The organism is Streptomyces sp. NPDC085900 (assembly GCF_044540925.1).
Taxonomy (GTDB): Bacteria; Actinomycetota; Actinomycetes; order Streptomycetales; family Streptomycetaceae; genus Streptomyces; species Streptomyces gilvifuscus.
Map to the genome: position 1 here is coordinate 383,919 of NZ_JBITSP010000001.1, position 15,387 is coordinate 399,305.

A 15,387-nucleotide genomic window follows, 5' to 3' on the forward strand; every position below is an offset into this window, starting at 1 on the left:
CCCGAACGGCGTTGGATACTTTTGGCCCGTGGACAAGAAGAACGCCCTGCGCGCCGGCGCCCTGGCCGCCGGTACGACGCTGATGATGCTGCTCATGTCGTCCCCCGCGCTCGCGCTCACCCGCGACGACGGCGACGACCCCGGCAACGGCCTGAGCGTCATCGAGACGCTGGGCCTCTACGTGGCCCTCCCGATCGCCCTGTTCGCGATCATCGCGGGCCTGGTCATGGTGCTGGACAGGTCCCACGACAGGCAGGACCGGACCAGCCGCAACGTCGACGTCAAGGCCTGACCCGACGCCTTTCCCCGAGGGCGCCGACCTCGCCGTACGCACGCGTAACCACCCTGCGTACGACGAGGTCGGCGCCCTCGTGCGTTCACCGGGTCCGGGCCAGGGTCTAGCGTTCCGTCCCCTGCGCCCCCGCCAGCAACTCCCGCAGCAGGTGGGCCAGTTGGTCGGCCTGTTCGTCGTTCATCGTGGACAGCGCCTCCGTCTGGACGGCCAGCCCCGCGCCGACCGCCTGGTCGATGACCTCCAGCCCCTTCTCCGTCAGCGTCACTTGCAGGGCCCGGCGGTCGTGCGGGTCGGGGGAGCGGCGCAGCAGGCCGGCGTGTTCCAGCTTGTCGAGGCGGCCGGTCATGCCGCCCGTGGTGAGCATCAGGGTCGCCGAGAGCTGACGCGGCGAGAGGGTGTACGGCTCTCCGGAGCGGCGCAGGGTCGCCAGGACGTCGAACTCGCCGCGTGAGATGCCGTACGGGGCGTACGCCTTCTCCATGCGGTCGCCCATGGTGCGCGAGAGCCGGTAGATCCGTCCGAAGACCTCCATCGCCCTGGTGTCGAGGTCGGGCCGCGCCCGCGCCCACTGGTCGATGATCGCGTCGACGGCGTCCTTGCGCTCTGCACTCATGTCCCGAGTATCCGCACGGGTCCGGTCGGCCGCAAGAAAGTAGCTTGACGGAAAGTTGCTTAGCGCTAAGCTAATTAGGGTCAAGCTAACGGAGGGGTCGACCGTGGAGCCGCGCCCCTCGTCTCCCGTCCCGTCGAAGGAAGCCGGTCATGAAGCGCTCCGCCACCGTCCTGGTCACCGCCCTCGCTCCCGTCTCGTGGGGCACCACCTATGCCGTCACCACCCAGTTCCTCCCGGCCGACCGGCCGCTGTTCACCGCGCTCGCCCGCGCCCTTCCCGCGGGGCTGGTTCTGCTGGCCGTCGGCCGGGTGCTGCCGCGCGGTACCTGGTGGTGGCGGTCGGGTGTGCTCGGTGCGCTGAACATCGGCGCGTTCTTCCCGCTGCTGTTCCTGTCCGCGTACCGCCTGCCCGGCGGCATGGCGGCCGTCGTCGGCTCGGTCGGGCCGCTGTTCGTGGTCGGGCTGTCGGCGCTGCTGCTGGGACAGCGGCCGACGCCGCGGGCCCTGCTCGCCGGGGCCCTGGCGGCGTTCGGCGTCAGTCTCGTCGTACTGAGGGCGGCCGGGGCGCTCGACCCCGTCGGCGTCCTGGCCGCCCTCGCCTCGACCGCGTCGATGTCCACGGGCACGGTGCTGACCAAGAAGTGGGGGCGCCCCGAGGGTGTGGGCCCGCTCGCCCTCACCGGCTGGCAGCTGACCGCCGGAGGGCTGCTCATCGCCCCGCTCGCCCTCTTCGTCGAGGGCGCCCCGCCCGCCCTGGACGCCCGCGCGATCGGCGGCTACCTCTACCTCGCCCTGGCCAACACGGCCGTCGCCTACTGGCTCTGGTTCCGCGGCATCGGCCGCCTGACCGCCACGCAGGTCACCTTCCTCGGCCCGCTCTCCCCGCTCACCGCCGCGATCGTCGGCTGGGCGGCCCTCGGCCAGACCCTCACGCCGGTCCAACTGACGGGGATGGCGCTGGCGTTCGGGGCGACGGTGGCCGGACAGCTGGGGACCCGGGCGCGTCCCTCCCGTCTCGCGGGCGGAAGCGCCCCGAAGGACGCACCCCGCACAGCGCCCGCGCCTACGCCGACACGCTGAAGTAGTGCCCCTCCTCCAGGTCCTCCAGCAGCCCCGGGCCCGTCGGCTCCCAGGACAGCCACTTCCGGGTCAGCGTGTTCGACGCCGGTACGTCGAGGGGGACGATGTGGCCGAGCCAGCCGAAGTGGGACTCCGCCTCCTCGGGGGCGACGGACAGCACCGGCAGGTCCAGGCGGCGGCCGATGGCGGCGGCGATGTCGCGGAACGCGATGCCCTCCTCGCCCACGGCGTGCAGGCGGCTGCCCGCCGACGCCGACTCCAGGGCGAGACGGACCAGGCGGCCGGCGTCCGAGCGGTGCACGGCGGGCCAGTGGTTGGCACCGTCACCGACGTGACCCGAGAAGCCCTTCTCCCGGGCGAGTGCGACCAGCATCGCGATGAAGCCGTGGTCGCCCCGGCCGTGCACGGTCGGCGGGAACCGCACGGCCGCGGACCGCACGCCGCGGTCCGCCAGCGCGACCGCCGCGTCCTCGCCGCGCGCCCGGACCGCCCCGAACGACTCCGGTGCGGCCGTGTCCTCCTCGGTGTTGACCCGCCCCGGCGGCAGCAGCGCCGTGCCCGAGGCCATCACGAAGGGCCGGTCCGAGCCCTCCAACGCCGCCCCGATCGTCTCCACGGCCCGCAGGTCGGCCGCGCACGCGGCGGCGAAGTCGAAGGAGCCGGAGAAGTCGTGGATGAAGGCGAGATGGGCGACGCCGTCCGCCGCGGCCGCCCCCTCGGCGAGAGTGGCCGGATCGGCGAGGTCCCCGCGGTGCACGCCGGCGCCGACCGCCCTCAGCGCCTCGGCGGACGCGTCGGAGCGGGCGAGACCGGTGACCTCGTGACCGGCGTCGAGGAGTTCGCGGACCACGGCGGAACCGATGAAACCGGTGGCGCCTGTGACGAATACGCGCATGACCGAGCGCCCTTCGAAGGGGGTGAGTGGATGTCTCTCCATCCTCCGGAGGGGCCGCGGCCGCGTCCAAAGCCTGTTCCGCATGGCGCAATACGACTGGGGCATCACCGCAGGTGAGTACGCTGGACGCATGGCCGACCTCGACCTGCGTCTGGTCCGTTACTTCACCGCCGTGGCCGAGCACCGCCACTTCGGGCGGGCCGCCGCGGCCCTGCACATCACCCAGCCCTCCCTGAGCCGGCAGATCGTCGGCCTGGAGCAGCAGGTCGGCGCCCGGCTGCTGGACCGCACCCCGCGCGGCACCCGGCTCACCGAGGCCGGCGAGGCGTTCCTGCCCCGCGCGAAGGCGCTGCTGCGCTCCGCCGAGCAGGCCGCGGCCGAGGCCCGCGCCGCCGCCGAGCCCGGCCGGTTCACCGTCGGCTTCACCAGCGGCGTCATCGTCACCGCGGCCGTGCGCGAGATGCGGCGCCGGCATCCGGAGGCCGACGTGCGCAGCCGGCACCTGCGCTGGGACGAGCCGCGCACGGCGCTGCTCGAACACCGGGTGGACGTCGCGGTGACCCGGCTGCCCTTCCCCACCGACCAGCTGGACGTGACCGTCCTCTACGACGAGCCCAGGGCCGTGGTGGTCTCCGTCGATCACCGGCTGGCCGGCAAGGAGTCCGTGACCGTCGACGACATCGCGGACGAGCCGATGCCCCGGATCATCGGCGCCGACCCCGCCTGGGCCGCCTTCTGGCGGCTGGAACCGCGACCGGACGGCCGCCCGGTGCCCGACGGCCCCGAGATCCGGGACCTGGAGGACAAGTTCGAGGTCGTCGCCGCCGGGGAGGCCCTGGTCATCACGGCCCACCCGACCGGCGTCCGGCTGCGCCCCGACCTCACCGCCGTCCCGCTGCACGGAGTGGAGCCCAGCCAGGTCGCCCTCGCCACCCGGGCCGGCGACCGCGGCCGTCTGGTGACCTCGTTCCGCAAGGTCGCCCGCACCCACCTCACCGGGCCGTCGGAACCGGTGTGACCGAGGGCTCCCGCGGCCCCGTACCGCGATAGCGTCACTCCGTACCCGCGTGACGCAACGCGCCCAGCCCCGGAGGTGCCCGTGGTCGCCGACGTCTGTGCCAGCTGCGGCAAACCGCTCCCCGCGCGGGCGGGCCGCACCGGCCGCAGCTCCGTGTACTGCTCGGCCGCCTGCCGGCAGAAGGCCTACCGGGAGCGGCAGGGGAACGCGGCCGGCGCCGGGACCGGCGTGCAGGGGCTGATCGACGACATCGGGCGCCGGGTGACGGAGCTGGTGCCGCAGCCGGCGTCCGTCCTGTACTCCGGGGTGACCGAGCTGTCGGCGTCCGTCGCCCGGCTCAGGCGCGTCGCCCGGGTCGCACGGGACACCGCCAACGATTCCGTCACACCGGCGGCCGTGACGAAAGACGGCACGGGAAAGGCCGCAGGAAACGTCACGCCGACCACCGCCGGGGAAAGCGTCACGTCGGCCGCCGTGACGGAACCCTCCTCCGCCCGCTCCTCCCTCACCGAGACCGACTTCGCCGCCCTCACCGAGTCCCACCGCCGCGAGATCCAGGTCCACTGTTACCGCATGACCGGCTCCTACGACGACGCCGAGGACCTCGTACAGGAGACGTTCCTGCGGGCCTGGCGGGCGCGGGACGCGTTCGAGGGGCGGGCCGGTGCCCGCACCTGGCTGTACCGCATCGCCACCAACGCCTGCCTGGACTTCCAGCGCCGCACCGCCCGCCGCCCCCAGCGCTACGAGCCGATCCCCGGCATGAACCACGGCACCGGCGAACCCCCCGCCCGGCTCACCTGGCTCCAGCCCTACCCGGACGACGAGCTGCCCTCCGCCGAGGAACAGCCCGAGGCCGCCGCGGTCTCCCGGGAGACCCTGGAGCTGGTCTTCCTCGGCGCGATCCAGCACCTGCCGCCCCGCCAGCGCGCCGTGCTGATCCTGCGGGACGTGCTCGGCCTGTCCGCCGCCGAGACCGCCGAGGCCCTAGGCCTGACCGTCGCCTCCGCCAACAGCGCCCTGCAGCGCGCCCGCCCCACCCTCCGCGACCACCTGCCCGGCCGGCGCGCCGACTGGCGCACCGTCGAGCCCACGGAGTCCCAGCGCACCGTCCTGCACCAGTACATGACCGCGGCCCGCACGCTCGACTTCACCGCGATGACCGACCTGCTCAGCAAGGACGTCACGCTGACGATGCCGCCCAACCCCTTCTGGTTCACCGGCCGGGACGCCCTGGTCGACTTCCTGCGGCCCAGCCTCGACCCCGCGTCCCCCATGTTCTTCGGCCACTGGCGCCATCTGCCCGCCCGCGCCAACGGCCAGCTCGCGGCGGGCGGTTACGTCCGCAGGCCCGGCACGAACGTCTACCGCGCCCAGGTCCTCGACGTCCTGCGCTTCGACGCCGACGACCGGATCGTGGAGATCACCTCCTTCGAGCCGCACCTGTTCCCGGCCTTCGGCCTGCCGCTGCGCCTGTGATCCCGCCCGGCCGATGATCGTTCGCGGTCCCGTGCGTCTGTATGTCCGACCGACACGGACCACCTTTCCTCGGGAGACCACCATGCTGCTCACCGACAAGACCGCGATCATCTACGGCGCCGGCGGCTCGATCGGCGGTGCGGTCGCCCGCGCCTTCGCCGCCGAGGGCGCCCGCCTGCACCTGGTGGGCCGCACCCGCGAGACGCTGGAGGCGGTGGCCGCCGACATCGAGGACGCCGAGGTCGCCGTGGTGGACGCGCTCGACGAGGCGGCCGTCGAGGAGCACCTCGCGCGCGTCGGTGACGTCGACATCTCCTTCAACCTGGTCACGCGCGGCGACGTACAGGGCGCCCCGCTCACCGAGATGCCCGTGGAGGACTTCCTGCGGCCCGTGACCGACGGCCTGCGCGCCAACTTCCTCACCGCCCGCGCGGCCGGCCGCCGTATGGCCGAGCGCGGTTCCGGGGTGATCCTCACCCTCGACAGCGGCTCCGCGCACGGCAGCCCGATGATGGGCGGCACCGGGCCCGCCGACGCGGCGATCGACACCCTCGTGCGGAACCTGGCGATCGAGCTGGGACCGCGCGGGGTGCGGGCCGTGGGGATGTGGGCGGCCGGAGTGCCGGAGACGTTCTCGGTCGAGAAGCTGTCCGCGGTCAACCCGGCCATCGACGCCGCCGCCGTCCAGGGCATCGTCGACAACCTCGCCCAGATGCGCATGACCCGCCGCAACCCCACCCTCGCCGAGGTCGCCGCCACCGCCGTCTTCCTCGCCTCCGACCACGCGGCCGGCCTCACCGGCACCTTCGTCAACGTCACCGGCGGCATGGTGGCCCGCTGAGGGCACGCAACGGAAAGGGCGCCCGGCGGATCGCCGGGCGCCCTTCGTTCTCGTAGTGGGGGCTAGACGGCCGCGTCCGCCGCCTGCGCCTTCAGCGCGCGCTCCACGCCCGAACGGGACTCCGAGACCAGGCGGCGCAGGGCCGCGTTCGGCTCCGCGTCGGCCAGCCAGGCGTCCGTGCGGTCCAGGATCTCCCGCGAGACCTGGAAGGCCGGGTACAGGCCCACGGCGATCTGCTGGGCCATCTCGTGCGAACGGGACCCCCAGATCTCCTTGACCACTTCGAAGTACTTCTCCGTGTAAGGCGCCAGCAACTCGCGCTGGTCGGGCTGCACGAAGCCGCCGATGACCGCCTCCTGCACGGCGTTCGGCAGCTTGTCGGACTCCACGACCGACGCCCAGGCCTCCGCCTTCGCCTCGGCCGTCGGGCGGGCGGCGCGGGCGCTGGCCGCGTGCCGCTCACCCGCCGCCGTCTTGTCCCGCTCGTACTCGGCGGCGATCTCCGCCTCGTCGAACCGGCCGACCGTCGCGAGCCGCTGCACGAACGCCCAGCGCAGATCGGTGTCGACGGTCAGCCCCTCGACCGTCTGCGAACCGTCGAGCAGCGCCTCCAGCAGGTCCAGCTGCTCCGGCGTACGGGCCGTGGCCGCGAACGCGCGCGCCCAGGCCAGCTGGTGGTCGCTGCCCGGCTCGGCGGAGCGCAGGTGCGCGAGCGTCGCGTCGGTCCAGCGGGTCAGCAGGGCCTCACGGGCTGTCGGATCGGCGTACATCTCGATCGCCATCTTCACCTGGCGGTGCAGCGACTGCACGACACCGATGTCGGACTCCTTGCCGATGCCCGACAGGACGAGCGAGAGGTAGTCGCGGGTGGCGAGCTCGGCGTCCCGGGTCATGTCCCAGGCCGACGCCCAGCACAGGGCGCGCGGCAGCGAGGACTCGAAGTCACCGAGGTGCTCGGTGACGAACGCCAGCGAGCGCTCGTCCAGCCGGACCTTGGCGTACGACAGGTCGTCGTCGTTGAGCAGCACCACGGCCGGGCGGCGCTTGCCGACCAGCTGCGGTACGGCGGTCAGCTCGCCGTCGACGTCCAGCTCGACGCGCTCCTCGCGGACCAGCTTGCCGCTCGCCTCGTCGAGCTCGTACAGGCCGATCGCGATGCGGTGCGGCCGCAGGGTGGGCTCGCCCTTCGCGCCCGCCGGGAGCGCCGGGGCCTCCTGACGGATGGCGAAGGAGGTGACGACACCCTCGGCGTCGGTCTCGATCTCCGGGCGCAGGACGTTGATGCCGGCGGTCTGCAGCCACTTCTGCGACCAGGTCCCCAGGTCGCGGCCCGAGGTCTCCTCCAGCGCGCCGAGCAGGTCGGACAGGCGCGTGTTGCCGAACGCGTGCCGCTTGAAGTACGCCTGCACGCCGCGGAAGAACTCGTCCATGCCGACGTAGGCGACGAGCTGCTTGAGGACGCTGGCGCCCTTGGCGTAGGTGATGCCGTCGAAGTTGACCAGGACGTCGTCGAGGTCACGGATCTCGGCCATGATCGGGTGGGTGGAGGGCAGCTGGTCCTGCCGGTAGGCCCACGTCTTCATGGAGTTGGCGAACGTCGTCCACGAGTGCGGCCAGCGCGAGGCCGGGTGGTGCGCCTGGCAGGCGATGGAGGTGTAGGTGGCGAACGACTCGTTCAGCCACAGGTCGTTCCACCACTCCATGGTGACCAGGTCGCCGAACCACATGTGGGCCAGCTCGTGCAGGATCGTCTCCCCACGCACCTCGTAGGCGGCGTCGGTCACCTTGGACCGGAAGACGTACTGGTCGCGGATGGTCACCGCGCCCGCGTTCTCCATCGCGCCCGCGTTGAACTCCGGCACGAACAGCTGGTCGTACTTCTTGAACGGGTACGCGTAGTCGAACTTCTCCTGGAACCACTCGAAGCCCTGCCGCGTGACCTCGAAGATCGCGTCGGAGTCGAGGAACTCGGCGAGCGAGGGCCGGCAGTAGATGCCCAGCGGCACGGACCGGCCGTCCTTCTCGTACACGCTGTGCACGGAGTGGTACGGGCCGACGATCAGGGCCGTGATGTACGTGGAGATCCGCGGCGTCGGCTCGAACACCCAGACGTCGTCCTTGGGCTCGGGCGTCGGCGAGTTGGAGATGACGGTCCAGCCGGCCGGCGCCTTCACCGTGAACTGGAAGGTGGCCTTCAGGTCCGGCTGCTCGAAGGAGGCGAAGACCCGGCGGGCGTCGGGCACCTCGAACTGGGTGTAGAGGTACGCCTGCTGGTCGACGGGGTCGACGAAGCGGTGCAGGCCCTCACCGGTGTTGGTGTACGCGCAGTCGGCGACCACGCGCAGGATGTTGCGGCCCTCCAGCAGGCCGGGCAGGGCGATGCGGGAGTCCGCGAAGACCTCCGCCGGATCGAGCGCGTCGCCGTTCAGGGTGATCTCGTGGACCGTGGGGGCCACCAGGTCGATGAAGGACTCCGCACCGTTCTCCGCGACGTCGAAGCGCACCGTCGTCACAGACCGGTACGTACCGCCCTCCTGCGCGCCGGAGAGGTCGAGATCGATCTCGTACGACTCGACGGTGAGCAGCTTCGCCCGCTGCTGAGCCTCTTCGCGAGTCAGGTTTGTGCCAGGCACGCGGTCATCTCCTCGGTATGTGTCGGTTCGGCGGTCCGGCCATCCTTCCACGCCGTCGGCGGAGAAGGCGATGTCCAATTACCGCCGGTGAGCACGGCGGCCACGCGGGACCGTGAACACATGACGACCTACACCGCACGACCCGTGCCCCCGTCCGTCCTGGCGGAACTGCGCACCGCGGACGACGCGGGCCGCCCGATGGCCCCGTTCACCGACGACGAGGGCGGCGCGCCCCTGCGCTGCTGTCTGCGCCGCAGCGAGCCGGGGGAGCGGATCGCCCTCGTGTCGTACGCGCCGCTGCGCCGCTGGGCGGCCGCGACGGGCGCCCGGCCGGGGGCCTACGACGAGCAGGGCCCCGTCTTCGTCCACGCCGAGGAGTGCGCGGGCCCCGACCTCGACGGCCACCCGTTCGCGAACGCGCCCCGCGTCCTGCGCCGCTACTCCGCCGACGGACACATCCTGGGCGGGGAACTGGTCGACGCCCCGGACGACGACGCCTTCCACAAAGCGTTCGACGACCCGGCCGTGGCGCTCGTCCACGTCCGGGCCGTCGAGTACGGCTGCTTCCTCTACGAGGTGCGCGGGCTCTCTAGCCCTTGAGTTCCGCCGCCACCAGTTCCGCGATCTGCACCGCGTTCAGGGCCGCGCCCTTGCGGAGGTTGTCGTTGGAGATGAACAGGGCGAGGCCGTTGTCGACGGTCTCGTCCTTGCGGATGCGACCGACGTAGGAGGGGTCCTGGCCGGCGGCCTGCAGGGGGGTGGGGATGTCGGAGAGCTCCACGCCAGGGGCGCCGGCGAGCAGCTCGGTGGCGCGCTCGGGGCTGATCGGGCGGGCGAAACGGGCGTTGACCTGCAGGGAGTGGCCCGAGAAGACGGGGACGCGGACGCAGGTGCCGGAGACCTTCAGCCCGGGGATCTCCAGGATCTTGCGGGACTCGTTGCGGAGCTTCTGCTCCTCGTCGGTCTCGTTCAGGCCGTCGTCGACGAGGTTGCCGGCGAAGGGCAGGACGTTGAAGGCGATGGGGCGCTTGTAGACGCCGGGCTCGGGGAAGTCGACCGCCGCGCCGTCGTGGGTGAGCTGGTCGGCGTCGGCCACGACCTTCTGCGTCTGGCCGTGCAGCTCGGCCACGCCCGCGAGACCGGAGCCGGACACCGCCTGGTAGGTGGCGACGACCAGCGCCTCCAGGCCCGCCTCGGCGTGCAGCGGCTTCAGGACCGGCATGGCGGCCATCGTCGTGCAGTTCGGGTTGGCGATGATGCCCTTGGGGCGGTCGGCGATCGCGTGCGGGTTCACCTCGGAGACGACCAGCGGGACCTCGGGGTCCTTGCGCCAGGCGGAGGAGTTGTCGATCACGACGGCGCCCTGCGAGGCGACCTTCTCGGCCAGCGCCTTCGAGGTCGCGCCGCCCGCCGAGAAGAGCACGATGTCCAGGCCGGTGTAGTCCGCCGTCGCCGCGTCCTCCACCGTCACGCCGTCCAGCTCCGTGCCGGCCGAGCGGGCCGAGGCGAACAGGCGCAGCTCGGTGACCGGGAAGTTCCGTTCCGTGAGGATCCTGCGCATGACCGTGCCGACCTGACCGGTGGCTCCGACGATTCCGACCCTCACGGTGACTCCTTCGCTGTCGTTCTCTGTGTCTGCGGCGTTTCCATCATGCGGCCGACCCGGGCCTACCTGTCCAATTCTTTGCGAGCCATGCCCGACCGACGGGACGGCGCGGGCCGGGCGGTGGCCGCCAAACTCCCGCCACACCCCTTCTGAGCTGGAGAAATTCGTCCTACGATCGCCCTTCGCCGCAAGCCGTGCAGCTCCGGGCGCGGGTGTGACGTACGCCTCGACGCGCGGCGCGGCATCCGGTCGAACGTTTCCGTGCGGTCCGGCGTCGTAGAGGAAACGCGGTGAGGGGGGTGGCTTGTGCTGCGCAGAAAGGCCCGCCGTGCCCAGGAGGACGATCACGGCGATCCCCTGGACGCGGCTCAGGAACGCCGGGTGCGGGCGGTGCTCGCGCTGGGCGGGGTGCCGCAGGCGGACCTGCCGGACGGGGTGCAGCAGGTACGCCTGCGGCTGCTGGAGCGGGCGGCGAAGGGGTACGAGGCGCCGCGCGACGTCTCCGCGTGGGCGGCGGTCGTCGCCTCCAACCTGGCCATGGACTGGCACCGGGCCAAGAAGCGCCAGGAGCGGCTGGGGGAGCGGCTGTCCTCCCTGCGTCAGCACGAGCAGCCCTCCGGTGAGGACACCAGCGTGCTGTCCCTGGCCGTCGCCCAGGGACTGGACGAGCTGCCCGACGCCCAGCGTCAGGTCCTCGTCCTGCGCTTCTACGCCGACCTGCCCGTCCGCTCGATCGCCCAGGAACTGGGCGTCCCGGAGGGCACGGTCAAGAGCAGGCTGCACACGGCGGTCCGGGCCCTGCGCGCCCGCCTGCACGAGGACGAGGTGGTGTGAGATGACCGCCGAACACGAGACCCACGGGACGGCCGACGGCACCGACGCGCTGATGGCCGCGATCACCGGCGAGCGGCCCCCGGACGGCGCCGACGCGGCCTTCCTCGCCGAGCACCGGCGGGCCGAGGCCGATGTGGCGCTGCTGCGCGAGCAGCTCGGGCTGATCGGGGACGCGCTGGCGGCCGAGCCGCGGCCGCGACGGCAGCCCGCGGCGGTACGGGCGCCCCGCGACCGGCATCGGGTGCGCAGGTTCGCCTTCGCGGGCCTCGCCGTCGCCGCCGTCACAGGCGTGCTGTCGGGCATGGTCTGGCTGCTCGGACAGGCCGGCGGCGGTATGAGCGCCGACTCCAGCAGCGCGTCCGGCGCCAAGTCCGCCGACTCCGCCGCCCCCCGCACGCCGTTCTCCAGTCCCGGCTACCTGGCCTGCGCGGGCCTGGTCGCCGAGGGCGAGGTGACCCGGGTGGAGCAGGTGCCCGGCACGGCCGAGCATGAGCGGATCACCCTGCGCGTGACCCGGTCGTACAAGCCGGAGAAGGGAAAGCGGGAGCTGAGCCTGCTGGTCGACGAGGAGGCCGTAGGCAAGGACCTCCACAAGGGCGACCGCGTCCTGGTCGCCGTCCCGCGGCGCGCGGCCACCCCGGACTACGTCCTCGTCGGGGAGAAGGAGATCGCCCGTGAACGCCCCGGCCTGCTGAGCGCGCTGCCGGAGTCGGCGGGCCTGACCTGCTGACGGGCCGGGACGGCGAAGGGCGGGCGCCCGTACGGACGCCCGCCCTCATCGGTGCCGTGACGGCTACTGCGTGACCTTCTCGATCTTCACGCTGCCGGTGCCCGCGACCGTGCCGCGGGTGTTGACCAGCTGCACCTGGCCGAAGAACGCGCGGCCCTCCGGGGCGGCGGCCGCCGCGGTGACCGTGCCGGAGACGGTCGCCGAGGCGCCCGTGCCGAGCTTCACCGGCGCCGACTCGTCGACGGTGACGGTGCCCAGGGACGGGGAGAAGAAGACGTCCTGGTAGTCGTAGGCGGTGGAGTCGGCCGGGACGGAGTAGCCCGCGACCTCGATGGTGTACGTGCCGGCGGCCGGCGAGGCGATGGAGACCGCCTCCTCCGAGTCGCCGTCGGCGGACTGGCCGACGACCGTGCCCGCGGCGTTCTTCACGGTCAGGTCGAGGTCGGCGGAGGCGTCGGAGACCTTGCCGATGGCCACGTCGAGGGACTTGGCACCCGCGGGCACCTCCACCGTCGTGGTCTGCGTCTCGCCCTGCTTGATGGTCGGGCGGGCCGTCTTGGCGGAGCCCAGCGGGCCGCCGGCCAGCCGGCCGTCGATGGCGGCCAGCGTGTTCGTCACCTTCCAGGAGACGGCGGCCGGCGTGCCGACCTTCGCCTCGGGCACGGTGACCGTCGCCGGGTCGAAGGCGGCGCCGTAGACGGCGACGTCCAGCTTGTACGGGTTGTCGAGCAGCGGCGAGGTGCGGCGTGACTCGACCTCGATCTCCCAGACGCCGGCCTGCGGGTCCGCGTACGCGCGCACGTCGGGCTTGCAGCCGTTGCCGTCGAGGTAGTTCGGGTAGCAGTACGGGGTGCCGGTGTTGTCGACCGGGACGCCGTAGGGGTGGATCGCGATGAACCGGGTCTGGCTCTTGCCCTTCAGTCCGCCGATGGCGACCTCCAGGGACTTGGCGCCCTCGGGCACGGTCACGAAGTACGACTGCGTGCTGTTGCGCTGCACGCTGTTCGAGGCGGAGAAGGTGTACTTCACCGGCGTCGAGACCACGACCGTGGCCAGGATCTGCTTGTCGACGCCCTCGGTCCTCGGGTCGTCGACCTCCAGGATCGCGCTCTTGAGACCGGCGGAGCGCGGCTTGGCCTGCACCTTGACGGTCACGGGCTGGTTCAGCGGCAGCCGCACCTCGTCGTCGCCGACGATCCGGAAGGTGTCACCGGCGTTGTTCGCGAAGTGCAGCTCGTGACGGATCGCCTTGTCCGGGCCGGAGGTCCGGGTGACGGTGATGTCGTAGGTCTTCTTCTCGCCGGCCTTCAGGCCGCCCTCGCGGTCGTAGAGACCGGTGCCGAAGCCGGGCGTCTTCAGGGCGTAGTCGATCGCGGTGTCGACCGGCGCCTTGACGGTGTAGTCGTGGGCGGTGGCGCCGTGCCGGATGGCGTCCCAGGCGTCGACGATGTCGATGCGGCCCGCGCCCTCCTCGTAGGCCTGAACACCCTTGATGTGACCGGCGGTCGAGGTCAGGGCCGTGCGCAGGTCGGCGGGGGAGAGGGCGATGCCCTTCTGCTTGGCGGCGCTCAGCAGCAGCGCGGTGGCGCCGGTGGCCTGCGGGGACGCCATCGAGGTGCCCTGCAGCATCGAGTAGCCGGCCGGCAGCGAGTAGCCCGCCTCGGCGACCGGGGAGCCCGGCAGCCAGGTCTGGGTGGTGTTGATCGCGGCGCCGGGGGCGACCAGGGTGGGCGTGAAGCCGCCGTCCTCGCGCGGACCGCGGGAGGAGAAGGGCATCATCGCGTACTTCTTCTCCACGGCGGAGCCGTAGTTGGCGGCCCAGGTCTCCTTGGAGATGGCGGCGCCGACGGAGATGACCTTGTCGGCCAGGCCGGGGTCGCCGATGGTGTTGGCGCCGGGGCCGGAGTTGCCGGCCGAGATGACCAGCTGCACGCCGTAGGTGTCGATGAGCCGGGTGTACAGCTCGGCGCGGGCGTTGTTGCCGTCGTTCAGCGCCGGCAGGCCGCCGATGGACATGTTGACGATGTCGACGCCGCGGTTGACGACGAGGTCGATCATGCCCTCGGTGAGCGCGACGTTGGTGCAGCCGCCGCTCCAGGTGCAGGCGCGGGATGAGACGATCTTCGCGCCGGGGGCGGCGCCGTTCATCCGGCCGCCGAACAGGCCGTTGGCGGCGGTGATGCCGGCCACGTGGGTGCCGTGCTCGGACTCGATGACACCGATGTTGACGTAGTCGGCCTTCGCGCCGGAGGAGTTGTAGACGACGTCCTTGCGGATCTCGACGACGAACGGGATGCGCTCGGCCACGTCCGTGGACGGGTCGTCGGTGCCGAAGTAGCCGATCTGGAAGCCGTCCTTGTACGGCTTCATCGGCACGTCGTCGGTGAAGTCCAGGTTGTCGTTCGTGTCGACCCGCACGGTGCCGGAGGCGGCGTCGTAGAGGACGCCCCACGCGTCGGTCGTGTCGCCGTCGCGGTTCAGGTCGCCCTTCATGTCGCCGCCGGTCGTGGCGGACTCGTACATGTAGTTGAACCTGTACGAGCCCTCGGGCGCCTTGAAGGTCTCGCCGGCCGCGGTGAACACGGGCCCGGAGACCGCGGCGGTCATCCGCCGCCAGGTGCCGTCGCCGTCGCTCACCGGGTCCGTCGCCGTCACCCAGTCGACGATCTTGCGCTCGCCGGTGGTGGTCTTCTGCAGCGCAGGGTGACCGAGGTCGACGCCGGAGTCGAGGATGCCGATGGTGATGCCGCGGCCGTCCGACTTCGGGTGGTCCTTCACGAAGTCGACGGCACCCGTCTCGAAGGACGGGTTGTACGGGTTGCGGGCCGGCGTCTTCTTGCTCGGGGCCGGGTAAGTGGTCTGGTGCGAGGCGGACTTGGCGCCGCCCGTGACGGCGGGGTCGTCCAGCGGTATCTCCTCGCGCAGGTCGATGCCGTGCACGGAGGGGAGCTTCGCGGCGGCGGCGATGGCCGAGTCGGCCTTGCCGGTCGGGACGGTGGCGCGGACGTAGCCGACCTTGTCGTACGTCCTTCCGACCGTGCCGCCCTTGACCGCGTCGAGCTCCTTGGCGACCTGCTCGGTCTGCCCGGGCGCGGTGGCGATCATCATCGTGACGTTCTTGTCGCCGTCGGCCTTGGCCTCGGCGAGCAGGTTCGCGTCGTCCGAACCGAGCTTCTTCTGGGCGGACTTGACGGTGCCGTCCGCGGGTGCGGTGGCGGCGGGCGGGCCGTCGGCGGAGAAGGCCATGGGTATGGGCCCGGCCGCGGAGAGCGCGGCGGCGAGACCGGCGACCACGGCTGTGCGGGCCACGCGTCTCTGGGGGGTGAGGGTCATCGGCATCCCTTGTACGTAAAGGAACGTGCGA

General features: G+C 72.2%; 13 protein-coding genes. 8 read left to right on the forward strand and 5 right to left on the reverse strand.

All coding sequences use genetic code 11. The features are described from left to right. Window positions 1-28 precede the first annotated feature (28 nt). On the forward strand, window positions 29-292 hold the full coding sequence (locus tag ACIGDI_RS01690) for a hypothetical protein (RefSeq protein ID WP_399888983.1): 264 nt from the start codon (window positions 29-31) through the stop codon (window positions 290-292). 106 nt (window positions 293-398) lie between these two features. Here the strand turns inward: ACIGDI_RS01690 and ACIGDI_RS01695 are convergent, their stop codons facing one another. Further along, window positions 399-908, reverse strand: coding sequence for a MarR family winged helix-turn-helix transcriptional regulator (locus ACIGDI_RS01695; protein WP_399888986.1), 510 nt, complete (start codon window positions 906-908; stop codon window positions 399-401). Between the two features lie 149 nt (window positions 909-1,057). On the opposite strand from ACIGDI_RS01695, the gene ACIGDI_RS01700 reads away from it, so the two are divergent. After that, on the forward strand, window positions 1,058-1,987 hold the full coding sequence (locus ACIGDI_RS01700; protein ID WP_399888989.1) for an EamA family transporter: 930 nt from the start codon (window positions 1,058-1,060) through the stop codon (window positions 1,985-1,987). On the opposite strand, the gene ACIGDI_RS01705 is transcribed toward ACIGDI_RS01700, so the two are convergent. Next, entirely contained in the window at window positions 1,971-2,882 is a 912-nt protein-coding gene (locus ACIGDI_RS01705) for an SDR family oxidoreductase (protein WP_399888992.1), read from the reverse strand. The two genes, ACIGDI_RS01700 and ACIGDI_RS01705, sit on opposite strands and share 17 nt — an antisense overlap. A gap of 130 nt (window positions 2,883-3,012) precedes the next feature. On the opposite strand from ACIGDI_RS01705, the gene ACIGDI_RS01710 reads away from it, so the two are divergent. The 3 genes from ACIGDI_RS01710 (at window position 3,013) to ACIGDI_RS01720 (ending at window position 6,220) form a co-directional block, all read left to right on the forward strand. Continuing rightward, window positions 3,013-3,900, forward strand: a complete 888-nt coding sequence (locus ACIGDI_RS01710; protein WP_399888994.1) for a LysR substrate-binding domain-containing protein — start codon at window positions 3,013-3,015, stop codon at window positions 3,898-3,900. Between the two features lie 81 nt (window positions 3,901-3,981). Further along, window positions 3,982-5,379 (forward strand): sigma-70 family RNA polymerase sigma factor, encoded by a 1,398-nt coding sequence (locus ACIGDI_RS01715; RefSeq protein ID WP_399888997.1) that lies wholly within the window; start codon window positions 3,982-3,984, stop codon window positions 5,377-5,379. Between the two features lie 82 nt (window positions 5,380-5,461). Further along, a complete protein-coding gene (locus ACIGDI_RS01720; RefSeq protein ID WP_399889000.1) occupies window positions 5,462-6,220 on the forward strand; it encodes an SDR family NAD(P)-dependent oxidoreductase in 759 nt (252 codons plus the stop codon). Between the two features lie 62 nt (window positions 6,221-6,282). Here ACIGDI_RS01720 and pepN read toward each other — a convergent pair whose 3' ends face one another. Continuing rightward, window positions 6,283-8,853, reverse strand: a complete 2,571-nt coding sequence (gene pepN, locus ACIGDI_RS01725; protein WP_399889003.1) for an aminopeptidase N — start codon at window positions 8,851-8,853, stop codon at window positions 6,283-6,285. Window positions 8,854-8,973: 120 nt separating this feature from the next. Here pepN and ACIGDI_RS01730 point away from each other — a divergent pair, with 120 nt between their 5' ends. Beyond that, window positions 8,974-9,453 carry a DUF1203 domain-containing protein gene (locus tag ACIGDI_RS01730; protein WP_399889005.1) on the forward strand — a complete coding sequence of 160 codons (480 nt, stop codon included), beginning with the start codon at window positions 8,974-8,976 and terminating at the stop codon, window positions 9,451-9,453. On the opposite strand, the gene ACIGDI_RS01735 is transcribed toward ACIGDI_RS01730, so the two are convergent. Next, window positions 9,443-10,459 (reverse strand): aspartate-semialdehyde dehydrogenase, encoded by a 1,017-nt coding sequence (locus ACIGDI_RS01735; RefSeq protein ID WP_399889008.1) that lies wholly within the window; start codon window positions 10,457-10,459, stop codon window positions 9,443-9,445. The genes ACIGDI_RS01730 and ACIGDI_RS01735 overlap by 11 nt on opposite strands. 306 nt (window positions 10,460-10,765) lie before the next feature. Between ACIGDI_RS01735 and ACIGDI_RS01740 the strand changes: the two genes are divergently transcribed. After that, window positions 10,766-11,293 (forward strand): RNA polymerase sigma factor, encoded by a 528-nt coding sequence (locus ACIGDI_RS01740; protein ID WP_272174043.1) that lies wholly within the window; start codon window positions 10,766-10,768, stop codon window positions 11,291-11,293. Between the two features lies 1 nt (window position 11,294). Beyond that, window positions 11,295-12,023, forward strand: coding sequence for a hypothetical protein (locus ACIGDI_RS01745; protein WP_399889011.1), 729 nt, complete (start codon window positions 11,295-11,297; stop codon window positions 12,021-12,023). A 63-nt stretch (window positions 12,024-12,086) separates the two neighbouring features. Here ACIGDI_RS01745 and ACIGDI_RS01750 read toward each other — a convergent pair whose 3' ends face one another. Further along, window positions 12,087-15,356 (reverse strand): S8 family serine peptidase, encoded by a 3,270-nt coding sequence (locus ACIGDI_RS01750; RefSeq protein WP_399889014.1) that lies wholly within the window; start codon window positions 15,354-15,356, stop codon window positions 12,087-12,089. Window positions 15,357-15,387 lie beyond the last annotated feature (31 nt).

Coding starts and splice junctions, on each gene's coding strand:
- ACIGDI_RS01705 (WP_399888992.1), bottom strand. CDS start 2,882: ATGCGCGTATTCGTCACAGGCGCCACCGGTTTCATCGGTTCCGCCGTG.
- ACIGDI_RS01750 (WP_399889014.1), bottom strand. CDS start 15,356: ATGACCCTCACCCCCCAGAGACGCGTGGCCCGCACAGCCGTGGTCGCC.
- ACIGDI_RS01730 (WP_399889005.1), top strand. CDS start 8,974: ATGACGACCTACACCGCACGACCCGTGCCCCCGTCCGTCCTGGCGGAA.
- ACIGDI_RS01745 (WP_399889011.1), top strand. CDS start 11,295: ATGACCGCCGAACACGAGACCCACGGGACGGCCGACGGCACCGACGCG.
- ACIGDI_RS01710 (WP_399888994.1), top strand. CDS start 3,013: ATGGCCGACCTCGACCTGCGTCTGGTCCGTTACTTCACCGCCGTGGCC.
- ACIGDI_RS01720 (WP_399889000.1), top strand. CDS start 5,462: ATGCTGCTCACCGACAAGACCGCGATCATCTACGGCGCCGGCGGCTCG.
- ACIGDI_RS01695 (WP_399888986.1), bottom strand. CDS start 908: ATGAGTGCAGAGCGCAAGGACGCCGTCGACGCGATCATCGACCAGTGG.
- ACIGDI_RS01700 (WP_399888989.1), top strand. CDS start 1,058: ATGAAGCGCTCCGCCACCGTCCTGGTCACCGCCCTCGCTCCCGTCTCG.